This is a genomic window from Pseudomonas sp. 2FE (assembly GCF_005503735.1).
Taxonomy (GTDB): domain Bacteria; phylum Pseudomonadota; class Gammaproteobacteria; order Pseudomonadales; family Pseudomonadaceae; genus Aquipseudomonas.
Window position 1 is genome coordinate 589,367 of sequence record NZ_SCMO01000001.1, and the last position, 17,155, is coordinate 606,521.

The 17,155-nt window shown below is 63.0% G+C and carries 11 protein-coding genes; 4 read left to right on the plus strand and 7 right to left on the minus strand.

Annotated elements, in window-relative coordinates; genetic code table 11:
* Positions 1–12: 12 nt before the first annotated feature.
* Positions 13–2,397 (plus strand): RND family transporter, encoded by a 2,385-nt coding sequence (locus tag FFS12_RS02870; RefSeq protein ID WP_171011799.1) that lies wholly within the window; start codon positions 13–15, stop codon positions 2,395–2,397.
* Between the two features lie 338 nt (positions 2,398–2,735).
* Here FFS12_RS02870 and FFS12_RS02875 read toward each other — a convergent pair whose 3' ends face one another.
* The 6 genes from FFS12_RS02875 to FFS12_RS02900 are packed head-to-tail and all read right to left on the minus strand — an operon-like array spanning position 2,736 to position 9,571.
* Positions 2,736–4,376, minus strand: a complete 1,641-nt coding sequence (locus tag FFS12_RS02875; RefSeq protein WP_137885437.1) for a BatD family protein — start codon at positions 4,374–4,376, stop codon at positions 2,736–2,738.
* Positions 4,373–6,106 (minus strand): VWA domain-containing protein, encoded by a 1,734-nt coding sequence (locus FFS12_RS02880; protein WP_137885438.1) that lies wholly within the window; start codon positions 6,104–6,106, stop codon positions 4,373–4,375. Before FFS12_RS02880 ends, FFS12_RS02875 begins: the two co-directional genes overlap by 4 nt.
* On the minus strand, positions 6,103–7,167 hold the full coding sequence (locus FFS12_RS02885; RefSeq protein WP_137885439.1) for a VWA domain-containing protein: 1,065 nt from the start codon (positions 7,165–7,167) through the stop codon (positions 6,103–6,105). Before FFS12_RS02885 ends, FFS12_RS02880 begins: the two co-directional genes overlap by 4 nt.
* Positions 7,160–7,654: a DUF4381 domain-containing protein gene (locus FFS12_RS02890; protein ID WP_137885440.1), complete on the minus strand. Its 495-nt coding sequence runs from the start codon at positions 7,652–7,654 to the stop codon at positions 7,160–7,162. Before FFS12_RS02890 ends, FFS12_RS02885 begins: the two co-directional genes overlap by 8 nt.
* Positions 7,651–8,595, minus strand: coding sequence for a DUF58 domain-containing protein (locus FFS12_RS02895; RefSeq protein WP_137885441.1), 945 nt, complete (start codon positions 8,593–8,595; stop codon positions 7,651–7,653). The genes FFS12_RS02890 and FFS12_RS02895 overlap by 4 nt, the downstream gene beginning before the upstream one ends.
* Before the next feature lie 16 nt (positions 8,596–8,611).
* Positions 8,612–9,571 carry a MoxR family ATPase gene (locus tag FFS12_RS02900; protein WP_137817921.1) on the minus strand — a complete coding sequence of 320 codons (960 nt, stop codon included), beginning with the start codon at positions 9,569–9,571 and terminating at the stop codon, positions 8,612–8,614.
* A 194-nt stretch (positions 9,572–9,765) separates the two neighbouring features.
* On the opposite strand from FFS12_RS02900, the gene FFS12_RS02905 reads away from it, so the two are divergent.
* A complete protein-coding gene (locus FFS12_RS02905; RefSeq protein WP_137885442.1) occupies positions 9,766–14,643 on the plus strand; it encodes an NAD-glutamate dehydrogenase in 4,878 nt (1,625 codons plus the stop codon).
* A 132-nt stretch (positions 14,644–14,775) separates the two neighbouring features.
* Here the strand turns inward: FFS12_RS02905 and FFS12_RS02910 are convergent, their stop codons facing one another.
* Entirely contained in the window at positions 14,776–15,654 is an 879-nt protein-coding gene (locus FFS12_RS02910) for a DUF6685 family protein (RefSeq protein ID WP_137885443.1), read from the minus strand.
* Between the two features lie 150 nt (positions 15,655–15,804).
* Between FFS12_RS02910 and FFS12_RS02915 the strand changes: the two genes are divergently transcribed.
* Positions 15,805–16,026, plus strand: a complete 222-nt coding sequence (locus FFS12_RS02915) for a DUF2835 family protein (protein WP_137885444.1) — start codon at positions 15,805–15,807, stop codon at positions 16,024–16,026.
* An 88-nt stretch (positions 16,027–16,114) separates the two neighbouring features.
* Positions 16,115–17,140 carry a quinone-dependent dihydroorotate dehydrogenase gene (locus FFS12_RS02920; RefSeq protein WP_137885445.1) on the plus strand — a complete coding sequence of 342 codons (1,026 nt, stop codon included), beginning with the start codon at positions 16,115–16,117 and terminating at the stop codon, positions 17,138–17,140.
* The last annotated feature ends 15 nt before the right edge of the window (positions 17,141–17,155 follow it).

Genomic DNA, 17,155 nt, shown 5'->3' on the forward strand with positions numbered 1-17,155 from the left:
GGCTTTTGAGGTATGAGTACGATGAGTAACCATCACCAGGATAAGGCGACTTTTCTTGAGCGCCTGATCTTCAACAACCGGCCGGCAGTGATTTTGATCTGCCTGCTGGTTAGTATCTTCTTATTTTACCAAGCGTTGCAGGTGCGTCCGTCCACCAGCTTCGAGAAGATGATTCCGCTTCAGCATCCGTTCATTCAGAAGATGCTCGAGCACCGCAATGATCTGGCCAACCTCGGCAACACCGTGCGTATCTCGGTGGAAGCCGTGGATGGTGACATCTTCAGCAAGGAGTACATGGAGACCCTGCGTCAGGTGCATGACGAGGTGTTCTATATTCCTGGCGTTGACCGTTCGGGGCTGAAGTCACTGTGGAGTCCGAGCGTGCGCTGGACCGAAGTGACCGAGGAAGGCTTCGCCGGTGGCGAAGTCATCCCGCAGACCTATGACGGCTCCGAAGCTAGCCTCGAAGAGCTGCGCAACAATGTGCTCAAGTCCGGGCAGATCGGCCGTCTGGTAGCGAACAACTTCAAGTCGAGCATCGTCGACGTGCCGTTGCTTGAGTCCTATCCGGACCCGAACGACCAAGGCACGCTGCTCAAGCTGGATTACCGGCAGTTCTCCCACGAGCTGGAAGAGAAAATCCGCGACAAGTACCAAGCGCAAAACCCGAATGTGAAGGTCCATGTCGTGGGTTTCGCCAAGAAGGTCGGCGACTTGATCGATGGCCTGGTCATGGTGGTGGCGTTCTTCGGCATTGCCTTCCTGATCACTCTGGTGCTGCTCTACTGGTTCACCTTGTGCATCCGCAGCACCATCGCCGTGCTGTCCACCACCTTGGTGGCGGTGCTCTGGCAGTTGGGGCTGATGCACACCGTCGGCTTCGGTCTGGACCCGTACTCGATGCTGGTGCCGTTCCTGATCTTCGCCATCGGTATCTCCCACGGGGTACAGAAAATCAACGGGATTGCCTTGCAGTCGGGCGATGCGGATAACGCCCTGACCGCCGCGCGGCGCACCTTCCGGCAGCTGTTCCTGCCGGGGGCGATTGCGATCCTGGCCGATGCCGTGGGCTTCATCACACTACTGATCATCGACATCGGGGTGATTCGTGAGCTGGCGATCAGTGCTTCCCTCGGTGTGCTGGTAATCGTTTTTACCAACCTGATCCTGCTGCCGGTGGCCATCTCCTATGTCGGCATCAGCCAGAAGTCGATCGAGCGCAGCAAGAAGGACGCGGTGCGCGAGCACCCGTTCTGGCGTTTGCTGTCGAACTTCGCCCATCCGGTGGTGGCGCCGATCTCGGTGGTCATTGCCTTGGCAGCCTTTGCCGGTGGCCTGTGGTACGGGCATAACCTGAAGATTGGTGACCTGGATCAGGGCGCACCCGAGCTGCGTCCAGACTCGCGCTACAACCTGGACAACCAATTCATCATCAACAACTACTCGACCAGCTCGGATGTGTTGGTGGTGATGGTCAAGACGGCTGCCGAAGGTTGCTCGATCCATGAGACCATGCAGCCGATCGACGAGCTGATGTGGACGATGACGAACACCGAGGGCGTGCAATCGGCGATCTCCTTGGTCACTGTGTCGAAGCAGATGATCAAAGGGATGAACGAGGGCAACCTGAAGTGGGAAACCTTGTCGCGCAACAAAGACGTGTTGAATAACTCCATCGCCCGTGCCGATGGTCTGTTCAACACCGATTGCTCCTTGGCGCCGGTGCTGGTGTTCCTCAATGACCACAAGGCGGAGACCCTGGATCGTGCTGTAGCTGCGGTGCAGGCGTTCGCCAAGGACCACAACAAGGACGGTCTGCAGTTCCTCCTGGCGGCGGGTAACGCCGGCATCGAGGCGGCCACCAATGAAGTGATCAAAGAGTCCGAGCTGACTATCCTGATCCTGGTGTACATTTGCGTCGCCGCGATGTGCCTGATCACCTTCCGCTCCATCGCCGCGACCCTGTGTATCGTCCTGCCACTGGTCCTCACCTCGGTGCTGGGCAACGCGCTGATGGCCTTCCTCGGTATTGGCGTGAAGGTCGCGACCCTGCCGGTGATTGCGCTGGGCGTGGGTATCGGGGTCGACTATGGCATCTACATCTACACCCGTCTTGAGAGCTTCCTGCGGGCCGGTCTGCCGCTGCAAGAGGCTTACTACCAAACGCTGAAGTCGACCGGTAAAGCGGTGCTGTTCACCGGTCTGTGCCTGGCGATCGGGGTGGCGACCTGGATCTTCTCGGCGATCAAGTTCCAAGCCGACATGGGTCTGATGCTGACCTTCATGTTGCTCTGGAACATGTTCGGCGCGTTGTGGCTGCTCCCAGCCTTGGCTCGCTTCCTGATCAAACCAGAGAAGCTGGCCGGCAAAGTTGGTGGTTCGCTGCTCGCGCACTAAGGGTTACTGCAAGAGCAAAAAACCGCGGCCTAGGCTGCGGTTTTTTATGCTCGGCTGAAAGGCCGGTTGATTTGTTGACCCATCGCGGTATCTGTAGGCAGGGTAGAGCGAAGCGACAAAACGGCAGGAAAGCCGTTTTGCACAGCTTTAGCTGCCCGCAGGGCGAGGTGCATGGATGCACCTCGTGAAACCTCGCAGGGTATGAGCTGGGTTTCGGCTAGCGCCTCTACCCAGCCTGATAATAGCGCTGAGCAAGAGACGGCCTGTAGCTTGGCGCTGTGGTAGGGGTGGATTAGCTGCGTAGCGGCGTAATCCACCAAACTGGCCGCTAGATAATGTCAGCGTGGATACAGCGGGGGCAGTGGGCTGGGTTCCTGCGTGCCCGCCAGCATGGCTTCAGCGGCGGGTAGCGCGAGGATCGCTTTCCACAGCTCTTCACCTTGCCAGTATTGGCCGCTTTCGCTGTAGAGCGCACCGTTCAGGCCGTCGAGCGCCTCCGACAGCGGGACGAAGCGTGCCGCCATATCGGCGAGGGTTTCCGGTTGCTGGCGGGCCCAGGCGTCTAGTGCCTGGCGGGTGGCCTGCGAATCATTGGCCAAACAGGCACGCTTGAGGTCGTCGAGCAGGCTGCGCGGGCTGGGGCCATTCTGCGCCGCCCGGGATACCGCAGGTTGTCGCCGAGCATGCCACCAGAGGCCGAAGCCGAGCAGGGTGGTGCCGCCGAGCAGCGCGCAGGCCAACTGCCAGGGCCACAGCGGCGGGCCCTCGGCCAACATCGCTGAAGGCTCCGAGCCCACTGGCGCGTCCACATCCAGCGCCGGGTTATTGGCCACCTCTAACGTGCGCGCCGGCAGGCTGGTGCGCTCCAGGTGGTCCTCTTTGGTGTTCCACCAAACCACTTCCACGGCGGGGAGCTCGATACGCCCGCTGCGGTTGGGCACCAGCGCCTCGCGTTCTTCACGGCTGCCGATCAGGCCGCGTTCGCTGGCCTGGTTGGCCAGTTGCGGTTGATCCGGATAACGCCGCAAGCCTTCCGCCTGGGTCTGTGCCAACGGTGGTAGCTGTGCGCTGGAGAGGCCTTCGACCTTGAGCATCAGGTTGCGCGTCAGCGAGTCACCGACCTGTGCGTTGTTTGGCTCTGGACTCCAGGCCTCGGCGAGGCTCAGGGCGCGGGCCGGCAACCAGGGAGCCTTGGCCGGGTAGTCGCTTGGCTTGGCTTTGACCGTCAGCGCGATAGTCGGGGACTCCACCCGCATCAACTTGCCGGGCCGCGGGCCGAAGGGCTGATAGTCGTTACTCTGCCTACGGTCTGCCGCGGTGGCGCTAAACAGCAGGGCGGGAATCTGCAGCTCGCCGCTTTGCTGCGGATAGATCGCATAACGCAGCTCTATCACCCCATGACGCACGCCATTGATCTCTTTCTCGTAGGTGCGCGGCTCGCCCAGTGGTTCGATGCGTGCCTCGGGGATCTGCAGTGGGCTCAGGCTGCTGTCGTCGTACAGCGAAACCGAGTGGTAGATGCGCAGGGTCAGCACCGCCTGGGCCTGAACGTAGACGCTTTCCTGGTCCAGGCTGGCATCGATGAAGACCGGCACTACCGGGTCGCTGTCAGTGCGCTCGTCGGTCTTCAGCACTTGCAGGGTGATGGGCTGGGTTTCCACGTCACTCAGGCGCAAGGGCGGAATGACCACCGAACCACTGTGTTTCGGCTGCAGGGTGACCATCCAGCGGGTGGTGGCGCGCGCCTCACCGTCGAGGGTGGTCAGGCGGTTGAGCTGGCGGGTGCCGAGAACCTCGAACAACTCGTTCAGCGGAGTCAGGTCGGGTTTGCCGAACAGGGTGACGTCATCGGACTCGAGGGTCAGCTCGATGGTTTCACCTTCGCTCAGGCGTGTGCGGTCGACGCTGGCGGAAAACCCCGCCGCGCTGGCATGCAGCGCCATAACACTAAGAAGCAGAGCGTAAAGCAGGCGGGTCATCGGGGCTGTTCCTGACGTTGTTGCTGTTCATACCAGAACTTACGCCGCAGCAGTTCGCCCGGGTCATCTGGGATCTGCCGCAACCACTGTTCCAGAGCCTGGCGACGTTCGCCGCCGAGGGTTTCGTGTGCCTTGGCTTGCATCGGCTTGGCCAGGTTGTCGTCGCCGGGTTGGCCTGCCTGCGGGTTGCCGCTTTGGCTTTCAGGCTGACCTGCGGCCTTCGACTCGCCGTCTTGGCTGCTGGCTTCGCTCGGTTGGCTCTGGCTCGCCGATTGTTCATCCGACTCGCCTGCTTGTGGCTGACCTGGCTGATTTTGCTGCTGTTGTGCCGCGTTGGCGGACCCCTGCTGCTGTGCGTCTGCCGGTTGTTGCTGTTGCTGGCGCAGCCGTTGTTCGACCAGGGCCTTGTTCTTTAGTGCCGGTTGTAAGTCGGCTTGGCGCTCCAGTGCTTGCTCGTAGGCATCCAGCGCCGCTTCCAGTTCACCGCCTTTGGCCAGGGCATTGCCGCGGTTGTAGTGCTCGGCGGCCGTATCGCCGAGGGCAAAATGCGCGGCCGCCCCGGCGTAGTCACCTGCCTGGTACAGCGCCAGGCCTTGCCATTGCGGGTTCTGGAAGTGTTGCGCGGCCTCGACCGGGCGTTGGGCCTCGAGCAGGCGTTGGCCCTGCTGGTCGGGGCGTAGCCAGAGGTCTTTAAACTCAAAAGCATAGCTTTGCTGCGGACTCAGCAGCAACAGCGGCAGGCAGAACAGCCAGCCGCGGCGGCCGGCACAGGCGGCGAGCAGCAGCAGCGGCAAGAGCAGCCAGTGGCCTTGATCGGCCCAGGTCGCCAGACGCATGGGCTCCGCCTCGCGCAGGCTCTGGGCGCCGTCGAGCAGGCCGAGGCTGCGTAAATCGCTGTCATCCAGGCGGGCGCTCATATAGCGCCCACCCAGCTCGCGGGTGAAGCGCTTGAGACCGGCGCTATCCAGGCGCGGGAGCAGGATCGCCCCTTGCTCATCCTTGAGAAAGCCGCCGTCTTCCTGGGCGATAGGTGCGCCCTGGGCGGTGCCAATGCCGAGAATGTGCAGGCGCTCGCCTTTGTCGCCGAGGGCCTGGCGGATGCCTTGGCGTTCTTGCTCGTCCAGGGTCGAGCCCATCAAGAGCAGCCGTCCCTGGCCTTGCGCACCTTGCTCCAAGAGGGCCAGCGCCCTGCCGACGGCCAGGTCGGCGCGGTGGCCAGCTTCTGGCATGATCGAGGGCTTGAGCGATTCGAGCAGATTGCGGGTCGTCGCCAGGTCGTCGGAAAGCGGCACCAGGGTATGCGCACTGCCGGCGAAGACGACGATGGCGGTCTGGGCATCGCGGCGTGCTTGCAGCAGGTCCAACAGTTTGCGTTTGGCGTGTTCCAGACGAGTCGGGGTGACGTCGCTGGCGAGCATCGCCGGGGTCAGCTCCAGCAGTACCACCAACGGGTCGGCGCGCTTCTGGCTGGCCTGTTCGACTCTTTGCCAACCGGGGCCGAGCAAGGCGAGCAGGGCCAGCAGCCAGGCGAGGCCGAGGGCGATCCAGGGTAGACGGCTGCCGCGGTTGTTGCCGCCACTCAGGAGCACGCCATGAAAGGCGGCCGGCAGCAGCATCTGCCAGCGCCCGACGCGCCGTTGGCGATGCCAGAGGCGCCAGAGTAGCCAGCCCAGCAGCGGCAGGATGAGTAGCCAGAAGGGTCTCAGCCAATGTGGCCAAAGGGCGATCATGTGCGCCTCCGCAGCCGCTGTGGCCAGTTGGCCCGCTGTTGTAAACGTTGTTGTAAAGGTTGCTGTAGGCGCTGTTGCAGCAGGTGCGGCCAGAGTGCGTGGGCGACCAGGAGCAGGCTGAGCAACAGCGCGGCGGCCAGCGGCCAGCAGTAGAGCTCCAGCGTTGGACGGGCCTGGGTCGGTTGCTGGGCTACCGGTTCGAGTTGGTCGAGGCTGGCTTCGATGGCTTTGAGCTCTTCGCTGTCACGGGCGCGGAAGTACTGGCCGCCGGTCTGCCCGGCAATCGCCTGCAGGGTCGGCTCGTCCAAATCCAGCCCCGGATTGAGGCCGAGCAGGCCGAGTGCGCCGCCTTGTTCGGGATCGGCACCTATGCCAATCGGGTAAATCTTCACCCCTTCCTCGGCGGCCAGGCGGGCGGCGGTCAACGGCTCGATCTCGCCGCCGTTGTTCGCGCCGTCGGTGACCAGCACCAGGACGCGGCTTTCCGCCGGGCGCTGGCGCAGACGTTTCACCGCCAGGCCAATGGCATCGCCGACGGCGGTGTTTTTGCCGGCGATGCCGATCAGCGCCTCGTCCAGCCAGGTGCGAACGGTATGGCGGTCGAAGGTCAGCGGGGCCTGGAGGTAGGCTTGGCTGCCGAACAGGATCAGGCCGACCCGATCGCCTTGGCGGCCTTCGATAAAGTCGCCGAGCAGATGTTTGACCAGGGTCAGGCGGCTGACCTCGGCGCCGTCCCATTGCATGTCGGGGTAGTCCATCGAGCCGGAAACATCCACCGCCAGCAACAAGTCGCGCCCGCTGGCGGCCAGCGGTAAGGGTTCGCCCACCCAGGCCGGGCGCGCCGCGGCGCAGAGCAGCAGCAGCCAGAGCAGGGCGAAGGGCGCTTGCTGGCGCCAGGCCGGCAGATTGGCGCGCGCACGCCGCCCGGCCAGGCCTTCGAGTTCATTGAGGAAGCTGACCTTGAGCGCCGCCTCACCGCTGTCGGCTTCGGGCAGCACTAGCCGCAGCAGCCAGGGCAGGGGGGCGAGCAGGAAGATCCAGAGCCAGGTGAACTCAAACATGCTTGCGAATCCAGATGTCGATCGCTTGGTTGAGACCATTCACGGCCTTGTCGTCGAGCTTGCACTCCGGGCGGTAGGCGCCTTCCACCAGCACCATCCAGCGGGTCAGGCCGGCGGCCGGGCAGCGGTTGTCGAGAAAGGCTAGCCAGGCGCGGCCGCTCAAGGTGTGGCTGTGACTGGCCGGGTAGTGGCTACGACACAGGCGCTTCAACAGTGCATTCAATTGTTGCAGCCAAACGCTGGCGGGAGCGCCGTCGTAAGGCTTGCGCAGTTGCGCCAGCTCGATCAGGGCGGCTTGGCGCAGCGGGTCGAGGGGGAGTTCCTGCGGGGCTTTCTTGCGTTGCCAAGGCAGCCGCCGGCGCAGTCGCCACAGGCCCCACAGCAGCAGTGGCAGCAGCAACGCAAGCAGCCACCAACCGGGTGCGGGCGGCCACCAGGGGATCGCGGGCGGGGCGATCAGGGGCTCCAACTGATCGAGGGGGTTCATTGCTGTTTCCTGGGGCGCTGAGCGTTCAGATGGTCACGTAACTGCTCGACCATTTCGCCTTGCGTGCTCAGCGGCAACAGCGGCACCCCAAGCTTTTGCGCCAGCAACTGCCAGCGGGCGCGGCGTGCCTCGCCCTGGGCGTGGTAAGCCTGACGCAGTTCGAGGGAGTGGGTGTCCAGCTCCAGTTGCGCACCGCGTTGGGTGAACTGCAGCAAGCCGGCGGCAGGCAGGGCATGGTCGAGCGGGTCGGACAGCGGCAGCAGCAGCAAGTCGGTGTGGCGCGCGAGCAAGGTCAGCTGTTGTTCGGTGCTCTCGGTGAGTGCGCGCTCGTCGCAGAGCACGATCACCAGGCTGCCGGGGCGCAGCACCTCGCGAGCCCGGCGCAGAGCCAGGCCGAACGCGTCGCGGCTCGGTTGGGCCTCGGTGTGCAGGGCCTGATTCACGCGCACCAGACGGTTGAGCAATTGCAGCAAGCTGTGTTTGCTGCGCCGTGGTTTGATTTCGTGGTGCTCGCTGTCGCCGAATACCAGACCGCCGATCCGGTCGTTATGGCCCAGTGCGGCCCAGCCGATCAAGGCTGCAGCCTGCGCGGCGAGTACCGATTTGAACACCAGGCCCGAGCCGAAGAACAGCCGCTGACTCTGTTCCACCAGGATGAAAATCGGCCGTTCGCGCTCCTCATGGAACAGCTTGGTGTGCGGCTCCTGGGTGCGTGCGGTGACGCGCCAATCGATGGTGCGCACGTCGTCGCCGGCTTGATACACCCGCACCTGATCGAAGTCCACGCCGCGCCCACGCAGTTTGGAGTGGTGCAGGCCAATCAGCGGGCTACGGCGGGCAGGGGTCGAGAACAGCTGCACCTCGCGGACGCGATGGCGCATCTCGATCAGCTCGGCGTGGCTGACGCGGATTCCGGGTTCGGCAACTAGGGGTGCTTGCATAGGGGCTAGATGATTCTCAGGCTACGGCGACCGCGTCGAGAATGCGTTGCAGCACCCGGTCCTGATCGATGCCGGCCGCTTCCGCTTCAAACGACAGAATGATCCGATGGCGCAACACATCGAACAGCACGGCCTGGATGTCTTCCGGGCTGACGAAGTCGCGCCCGGCTAGCCAGGCATGCGCCCGTGCGCAGCGATCCAGGGCGATCGAGCCGCGAGGGCTGGCGCCATAGGAAATCCACTCGGCCATTTCCGGGTCGAACTTGCCCGGGTTGCGGGTGGCCATCACCAGCTGCACCAGGTATTCCTCCACCGCGTCGGCCATGTACAGACCGAGAACTTCTTTGCGTGCGGCGAAGATCGCCTGCTGGCTGACTTTGTGCTCGGGCTTGGTTTCGCCATGGAGCGCTTCGCCACGGGCTTGCTGGAGGATCTTGCGTTCCACCGAGGCGTCAGGGAAGCCGATTTTCACGTACATCAGGAAGCGGTCGAGTTGGGCCTCCGGTAGCGGGTAGGTGCCTTCCTGCTCGATCGGGTTCTGCGTCGCCATCACCAGAAACAGCGGCGACAGGTCATAAGTGCTGCGCCCGACGCTGACCTGGCGCTCGGCCATGGCTTCCAGCAGCGCCGACTGGACCTTGGCCGGCGCGCGGTTGATCTCGTCGGCCAGCACCAGATTGTGAAAGATCGGCCCTTGTTGAAAGACGAAGCTGCCGGTTTCCGGGCGGTAGATTTCCGTGCCGGTGATATCCGCCGGGAGCAAGTCGGGGGTGAACTGAATGCGGTGGAATTCGGCTTCGACACCTTCGGCCAGTTCCTTGATCGCCTTGGTCTTGGCCAGACCGGGAGCCCCCTCGACCAGCATGTGGCCGTCGGCGAGCAGGGCGATCAGCAGTCTTTCGATGAGTTTTTCCTGGCCAAGGATCTGGGTTGACAGAAAATGTCGCAGCGCGACAAGCGCTTCACGGTGTTCCATCGTTAAGCTCTTCCGGGAAATGTGACTGGCGAGTCGAGGGTGCCGCCTTAGTCTGAGGTCGCCACTTTAATGCAAGACGGGCTGCCTAGACTAACGTTGAACTACAGCATTCTTGAACCACGGCACTGTTGTTGAGCCACGGCAGTCGTGGCCAGTCATTTCCACTCGAATAACAAGCCCAGCGGAGCACAACCATGGCGTTCTTTACGGCGGCCAGCAAAGCCGACTTCCAGCATCAACTGCAAGCGGCATTGGCGCAGCACGTTAGCGAGCAGGCGCTGCCACAAGTGGCCCTGTTCGCCGAGCAGTTCTTCGGCATCATCGCCCTCGATGAGCTGACCCAGCGCCGGCTTTCCGACCTGGTTGGCTGCACCTTGTCGGCCTGGCGACTGTTAGAGCGCTTCGATCACGCCGCGCCCGAGGCGCGGGTGTTCAACCCGGATTATGAGAAGCACGGCTGGCAATCCACTCACACCGCGGTGGAAGTGCTGCATCCGGATGTCCCGTTCCTGGTCGACTCGGTACGCATGGAGCTGAACCGCCGCGGTCACAGCATTCATACCTTGCAAAACAGCGTGCTCAGCGTGCGCCGCAACAAGAAAGGCGAACTGCTGGAAGTCCTGCCCAAAGGCACCCTGGGCAAGGATGTGCTGCAGGAATCCTTGATTTTCCTGGAGATCGACCGCTGCGCCAATGCCAACGAGTTGCGCGCGCTGGAGCACGCCCTGCTGGAAGTGCTGGAAGAAGTGCGCGTGACGGTTGCCGACTTCCTGCCGATGCGCGCCAAGGCCGAGGAGCTGCTGGCCTGGCTGGGCAAGGCCAAGCTGAAGGTGGATGGCGCCGAGCTGGCGGAAATCAAGGTGTTTCTGGAGTGGCTGCTGGACAATCACTTCACCTTCCTCGGCTACGAGGAGTTCACCGTGGTCGATGAGACCGACGGTGGTCACATCGTCTACGACGAGACCTCGTTGCTGGGCCTGTCCAAGCGCCTGCGCGCCGGGCTGAAGAAGGAAGAGCTGCACATCGAGTCTTACGCGGTGAAGTACCTGCGTGAGCCGGTGCTGCTGTCCTTTGCCAAGGCCGCGCAGCCCAGTCGGGTGCATCGCCCGGCTTACCCGGATTTCGTCTCTATCCGCGAATTGGACGCCAAGGGCAAGGTGCTCAAGGAATGCCGCTTCTTGGGCATCTACACCTCCATCACCTACAGCCAAAGCGTGCGCGAAATCCCCTTCATCCGCCGCAAAGTCGCCGAGGTCGAGCAGCGCTCCGGCTTCACCGCACAGGGGCACCTGGGCAAAGAACTGGTCAAGGTGCTGGAAGTGCTGCCCCGCGATGACCTGTTCCAGACCCCGGTGGACGAGTTGTACAGCACCTCCCTGGCGATAGTGCAGATTCAGGAACGCAACAAGATCCGCCTGTTCCTGCGCGCGGACCCGTACGGCCGTTTCGTTTACGCCTTGGCCTATGTGCCGCGGGATGTCTACTCCACCGAAACCCGCATGCGCATCCAGCAGGTGCTGGTGGACCGTCTGCAGGCGACCGATTGCGAGTTCTGGACCTACTTCTCCGAGTCGGTATTGGCGCGGGTGCAGTTCATTCTGCGCATCGACCCGAAGACCAAGCTGCAGATCGACCCGCAACAGATCGAACGCGAGGTCATTCAGGCCTGCCGCTCCTGGAAGGACGATTACGCCGGGTTGGTGGTGGAGAGCTTTGGCGAGGCGAAAGGCACCAAGGTGCTGGCCGACTTCCCGAAAAGCTTCCCGGCCGGCTACCGCGAGCGTTTCGCCCCGCATTCGGCGGTCGTCGACATGCAGCACCTGCTCAGCCTGTCGGACGAACGTCCGCTGGTGATGAGCTTCTACCAGCCGCTGACTGCCGGCGAGCAGCAGCTGCACTGCAAGCTCTATCACGCCGACACGCCGCTGGCGCTGTCGGATGTGCTGCCGATCCTGGAAAATCTCGGCCTGCGCGTCCTCGGCGAATTCCCTTACCGCCTGCAGCACCAGAGTGGCCGCGAGTTCTGGATTCACGACTTCGCCTTCACTCCGCACGTCGAACGGCAGGGTGAGGCTTTGGAGGTGGATATCCAGCAGCTCAATGACACGCTGCAGGATGCCTTCGTGCAGATCGTCGGTGGCGCCGCCGAGAACGATGCGTTCAACCGCCTGGTGCTGACCGCCGCGATGCCCTGGCGTGACGTGGCGCTGCTGCGGGCCTATGCGCGTTACCTGAAGCAGATCCGCCTGGGCTTCGATCTCAGCTATATCGCCAGCACCTTGCTCAACCATGTCGATATCGCCAAGGAACTGGTGCGCCTGTTCAAAACCCGTTTCTACCTGGCGCGCAAGCTGACCGCGGACGATCTGGCGGACAAGCAGCAGCGACTGGAACAGGCGATTCTGGCCGCGCTGGATGATGTGGCGGTGCTCAACGAAGACCGCATCCTGCGGCGCTACCTGGATCTGATCAAAGCCACGCTGCGGACCAACTTCTACCAGACCGATGCCCAGGGGCAGAACAAGTCCTACTTCAGCTTCAAATTCAATCCGCGGGCGATTCCGGAATTGCCGAAGCCGGTGCCGATGTTCGAGATCTTCGTCTATTCGCCACGGGTCGAGGGCGTGCATCTGCGCGGCGGCAAGGTTGCCCGCGGCGGGCTGCGCTGGTCCGATCGGGAAGAGGACTACCGTACCGAAGTGCTCGGCCTGGTCAAAGCCCAGCAGGTGAAGAACGCGGTGATCGTGCCGGTCGGCGCCAAGGGCGGTTTCATTCCACGGCGCCTGCCGATCGGTGGCAGCCGTGATGAGATCCTGGCCGAAGGCATCGCCTGCTACCGCATCTTCATCTCCGGCCTGCTGGATATCACCGACAACCTGAAAGAAGGTGCGGTGGTGCCGCCGCTCAATGTGGTGCGGCATGACGCAGACGATCCGTATCTGGTGGTCGCGGCCGACAAGGGCACGGCAACCTTCTCCGATATCGCCAACGGTATCGCCGCGGACTATGGTTTCTGGCTCGGCGATGCGTTCGCCTCGGGCGGTTCCGCCGGCTACGACCACAAAGGCATGGGGATCACCGCCAAGGGTGGCTGGGTCTCGGTGCAGCGGCACTTCCGCGAGTGCGGGATCGACGTGCAGAAGGATCACACCACGGTGATTGGCATCGGCGACATGGCCGGTGACGTGTTCGGTAACGGCCTGCTGCTGTCGGAGAAGCTGCTGATGGTCGCGGCCTTCAACCACCAGCACATCTTCATCGACCCCAACCCGGACGCGGCGAAGAGCTTTGTCGAGCGCCAGCGCCTGTTCGATCTGCCGCGCTCCAGCTGGGCGGATTACGACAGCTCACTGATCTCTGCCGGCGGTGGCATCTTCCTGCGCGCGGCGAAGAGCATCGCCATCAGCCCGGAGATGCAGGAGCGTTTCGAGATTAGCGCCGACAAGCTGACGCCGACCGAGTTGCTCAATGCACTGCTGAAGGCCCCGGTCGATCTGCTGTGGAACGGCGGTATCGGTACTTACGTCAAGTCCAGCTCTGAAAGCCACGTCGACGTCGGCGACAAGGCCAACGACGCCCTGCGGGTCGATGGCCGCGAGTTGCGCGCCAAGGTGGTGGGCGAGGGCGGCAACCTCGGCATGACCCAGCTCGGTCGCGTCGAGTACGGCCTCAACGGTGGCGCCAGCAACACCGACTTCATCGACAACGCCGGCGGTGTGGACTGCTCCGACCACGAAGTGAATATCAAGATTCTGCTCAACGAGATCGTTGCCGCCGGTGACATGACCGGTAAGCAGCGCAACAAGCTGCTGGCGGAGATGACCGACGCCGTGGGCAACCTGGTGTTGGGCAACAACTACAAGCAGACCCAGGCGCTGTCGCTGGCCCAACGCCGGGCCCGTGAGCGGATCGGCGAGTACAAGCGCCTGATCGTGGCGCTGGAGAGCGCCGGCAAATTGGATCGGGCGATGGAGTTCCTGCCGTCTGACGAACTGCTGGCCGAGCGCATCGCCAACGGCCAGGGCCTGACCCGGCCGGAGCTGTCGGTGCTGATCTCCTACAGCAAGATCGACCTCAAGGAATCGCTGCTGAAGTCCCTGGTGCCGGACGATGATTATCTGGCCCGGGAGATGGAAACCGCCTTCCCGCCGCTGTTGACGAAGAAGTTCGGTGAGGCCATGCGTCGTCACCGTCTGAAGCGCGAGATCGTCAGCACGCAGATCGCCAACGATCTGGTCAACCACATGGGCATCACCTTCGTGCAGCGCTTGAAGGAGTCCACCGGCATGAGTGCGGCGAACGTCGCCGGGGCCTATGTCATCGTCCGCGATGTGTTCCGCCTGCCGTACTGGTGGCAGCAGATCGAGGCGCTGGACTACCAAGTGCCGGCCGAGCTGCAACTGCAGTTGATGGACGAGTTGATGCGTCTCGGTCGCCGTGCCACCCGCTGGTTCCTGCGTAGCCGCCGCAATGAGCTGGATGCCGCGCGTGACGTTGGTCACTTCGCGCCACGCCTCGAGGCGCTGGCCGGGCGCCTCGATGAGTTGCTCGAAGGCCCTGCGCGTGAGCAGTGGTTGGCGCGCTTCCAGGGTTATGTCGAAGCCGGTGTGCCGGAGGAACTGGCGCGGGTAGTGGCGGGGACCAGCCATCTGTACACGCTGTTGCCGATCATCGAGGCCGCGGATGTCACCGGGCAGGATCCTGCTCAAGTGGCGGCGGCGTACTTCGCGCTCGGCGGTGCGCTGGATCTGTCCTGGTATCTGCAACAGATCACCAGTTTGTCGGTGGAAAACAACTGGCAGGCGCTGGCGCGGGAAGCCTTCCGCGACGATCTGGACTGGCAGCAACGGGCAATCACTGTCTCGGTTCTGCAAATGGCCGATGGCCCTGCAGATATCGAAGCGCGTGCGGTGCTTTGGCTGGCGCAGCATCGTCCGCTGGTCGAGCGCTGGCGTGCCATGCTCACCGAGCTGCGTGCGGCGACCACTACCGACTACGCGATGTACGCGGTGGCTAACCGTGAGCTACTCGACCTGGCGCAGAGCAGTCAGCATGGGACCTGTATTCCTTGATGGGTTAGCTGCCCGACGTGGTTGAATAAACCCCGTTGAAAACCCGGAGCCCCGCCTAGTGCGGGGCTTTTTATTGTGGGTGGAGTGAGGAGCAGGCGCAGACGGGTTGCTGTGGATCAGCCGTCGCAGATTTCAGGCTTTCAGCTGGCGCAGGTAAGCCACCACATCCGGCGCGCCAGCCAGACGCAAACCTTCGCCGAGGGCGGTGGCCTCCGGGTTGTGTTTCGGCAGCAGGAGGAACTCCGGGGCGCCTGGATTGCGCAGTAGCGAGAGGCGCGCATAGGGCAGGCCGTTATCCAGCAGCAGACCCATAAAGGCAGGATCGCTCCAGGCTTGCACGGGCATGGCCAGCACGTGATAGCGCTCTTGCAGTTGGTTGAGCCCGCTGGGGCGTAAGCGATAGCGGGTTAGCTCGGCTGGCAGGGTTGCCTCCAGGCCACGCCGCCGGGCGTAGGCGATGGCGCAGGCGAACGCTTCAATATGTTGCTCGCCGGCCCAGAACATGCGTTTGCCGTACCAACTGGCCTGACGCAGGCCGATCGGCTCGCCGACGAGGAAGCGCGGCAAGGCTTGGCTGATGGTTTTGACGAAATCCTTGTAGCTGATGATGCGTATGCCGCGACAGGCTGGGGTTGTGCTGTAGTCCTCGAAGTTGGCATACGGCTGCGCATCCGGGTCACTGCCACAGAGACCGTCGATCAGGCGCAGGTCGAAGGAACTCAGCTGTTGCTGCTCCTGTTCCACCACGCGGATCAACATCGAGTGGGCTTGCGCCTTGTCTTCTTGTACCGGACCGGAGAGGGCGTTGCGCGGTAAGTCGACCAAACGTTGCAGCGGTGGGCCGGTGTGCCACCAGATCTGTTCTTGGGGTTGCGGTAACGGCTGGAACGGCAAGCGTAGAACGCTGGCACGTTCCAGTACCTGACGGGGCGCACGGCTGGTCAGGCCAAGGCGTTGGGCCAGGGCCGTCAGGCGGGCGGTCAGCGTTATGGGGTGCTCGCTCGGACTCATGGCTAACTGCGAATTCCAGGGTTACCGGTGCCAGTGTGGCAGACGAAAACGCCCGTTGCACAGCCTTTGCTGGCCAAGTGACGGTCGCGGCCCGCTGTCCTTGGTGCCACCTGTGGCAATAGTGCAGCAATCATTTACGGGGAAGCCTCCATGCCCAGCCTGGAGCCGGATATTGCCTTATTCGCCGAATATTTGCGCGTGGTCTATCAAGGCCATGCCAACTGCATCTTGTTACCCAGTCGTGACGGTCGACGCGTCAGTTTACCGGCTCATCATTTGCGGGCTTTTTTTACCCATGAAGGCGTCTACGCTTCCTTCGAGTTGGGCTTCAGTGTTGCCGGTGAGCCGCTGAGCCTGCGTCGCCTGGGCTGATCGGTCGCGGTTGCCTCGCCTGTCGGGGCTGCGGGCGGCTATAATCATCGGCTAACTTTCCCAGCCCATTACCGAGCTAAGCCTGCCCATGTATACCCTGGCCCGCGAGCTGCTGTTCAAACTGTCCCCGGAAACCTCTCATGAGCTGTCTATTGACCTGATCGGCGCCGGTGGCCGTCTGGGTTTGAATGGCCTGTTGAGCAAGGCGCCGGCCAGCCTGCCGGTGCGCGTGATGGGGCTGGACTTCCCGAATCCGGTGGGTTTGGCGGCCGGCCTGGATAAGAACGGCGATGCCATCGATGGCTTTGCGCAACTGGGTTTTGGTTTCGTCGAAATCGGTACCGTCACCCCGCGTCCGCAGCCGGGTAACCCAAAGCCACGGCTGTTCCGCTTGCCGCAAGCCGAAGCGATCATCAACCGCATGGGCTTCAACAACCATGGCGTCGATCATCTGCTGGCGCGGGTCAAAGCTGCCAAGTTCAACGGTGTGCTCGGTATCAACATCGGCAAGAACTTCGATACGCCGGTCGAGCGCGCGGTAGACGATTACTTGCTGTGCCTGGACAAGGTCTACGCCCAGGCCAGCTACGTCACCGTCAACGTCAGCTCACCGAACACTCCCGGCCTGCGCAGCCTGCAATTTGGCGACTCGCTGAAACAGTTGCTCGAAGCCCTGCGCCAACGCCAGGAAGTCCTCGCTCAGCGGCAGGGCAAGCGGGTTCCGCTGGCGATCAAGATTGCTCCGGATATGAGCGATGCCGAGATCGTCGAGGTCGCCGCGGCGCTGCTGGACTCGGGCATGGATGCGGTGATTGCGACTAACACCACCCTCGGGCGTGAAGGTGTCGAAGGTTTGCCGTTTGGCGCTGAGGTCGGTGGCCTGTCCGGCGCGCCGGTGCGCGACAAGAGCACGCATACGGTGCAAGTGCTGGCGGCTGAGTTGGCGGGGCGTCTGCCGATCATTGCCGTTGGCGGTATCACCGAAGGCAAGCACGCAGCTGAGAAAATCGCCGCTGGAGCCAGTTTGGTGCAGATCTATTCCGGCTTTATCTACAAGGGCCCGGCGCTGATTCGCGAAGCAGTGGACGCTATTGCGGCGCTGCCGCGGCAGTAATCTAAGAACCTGTTC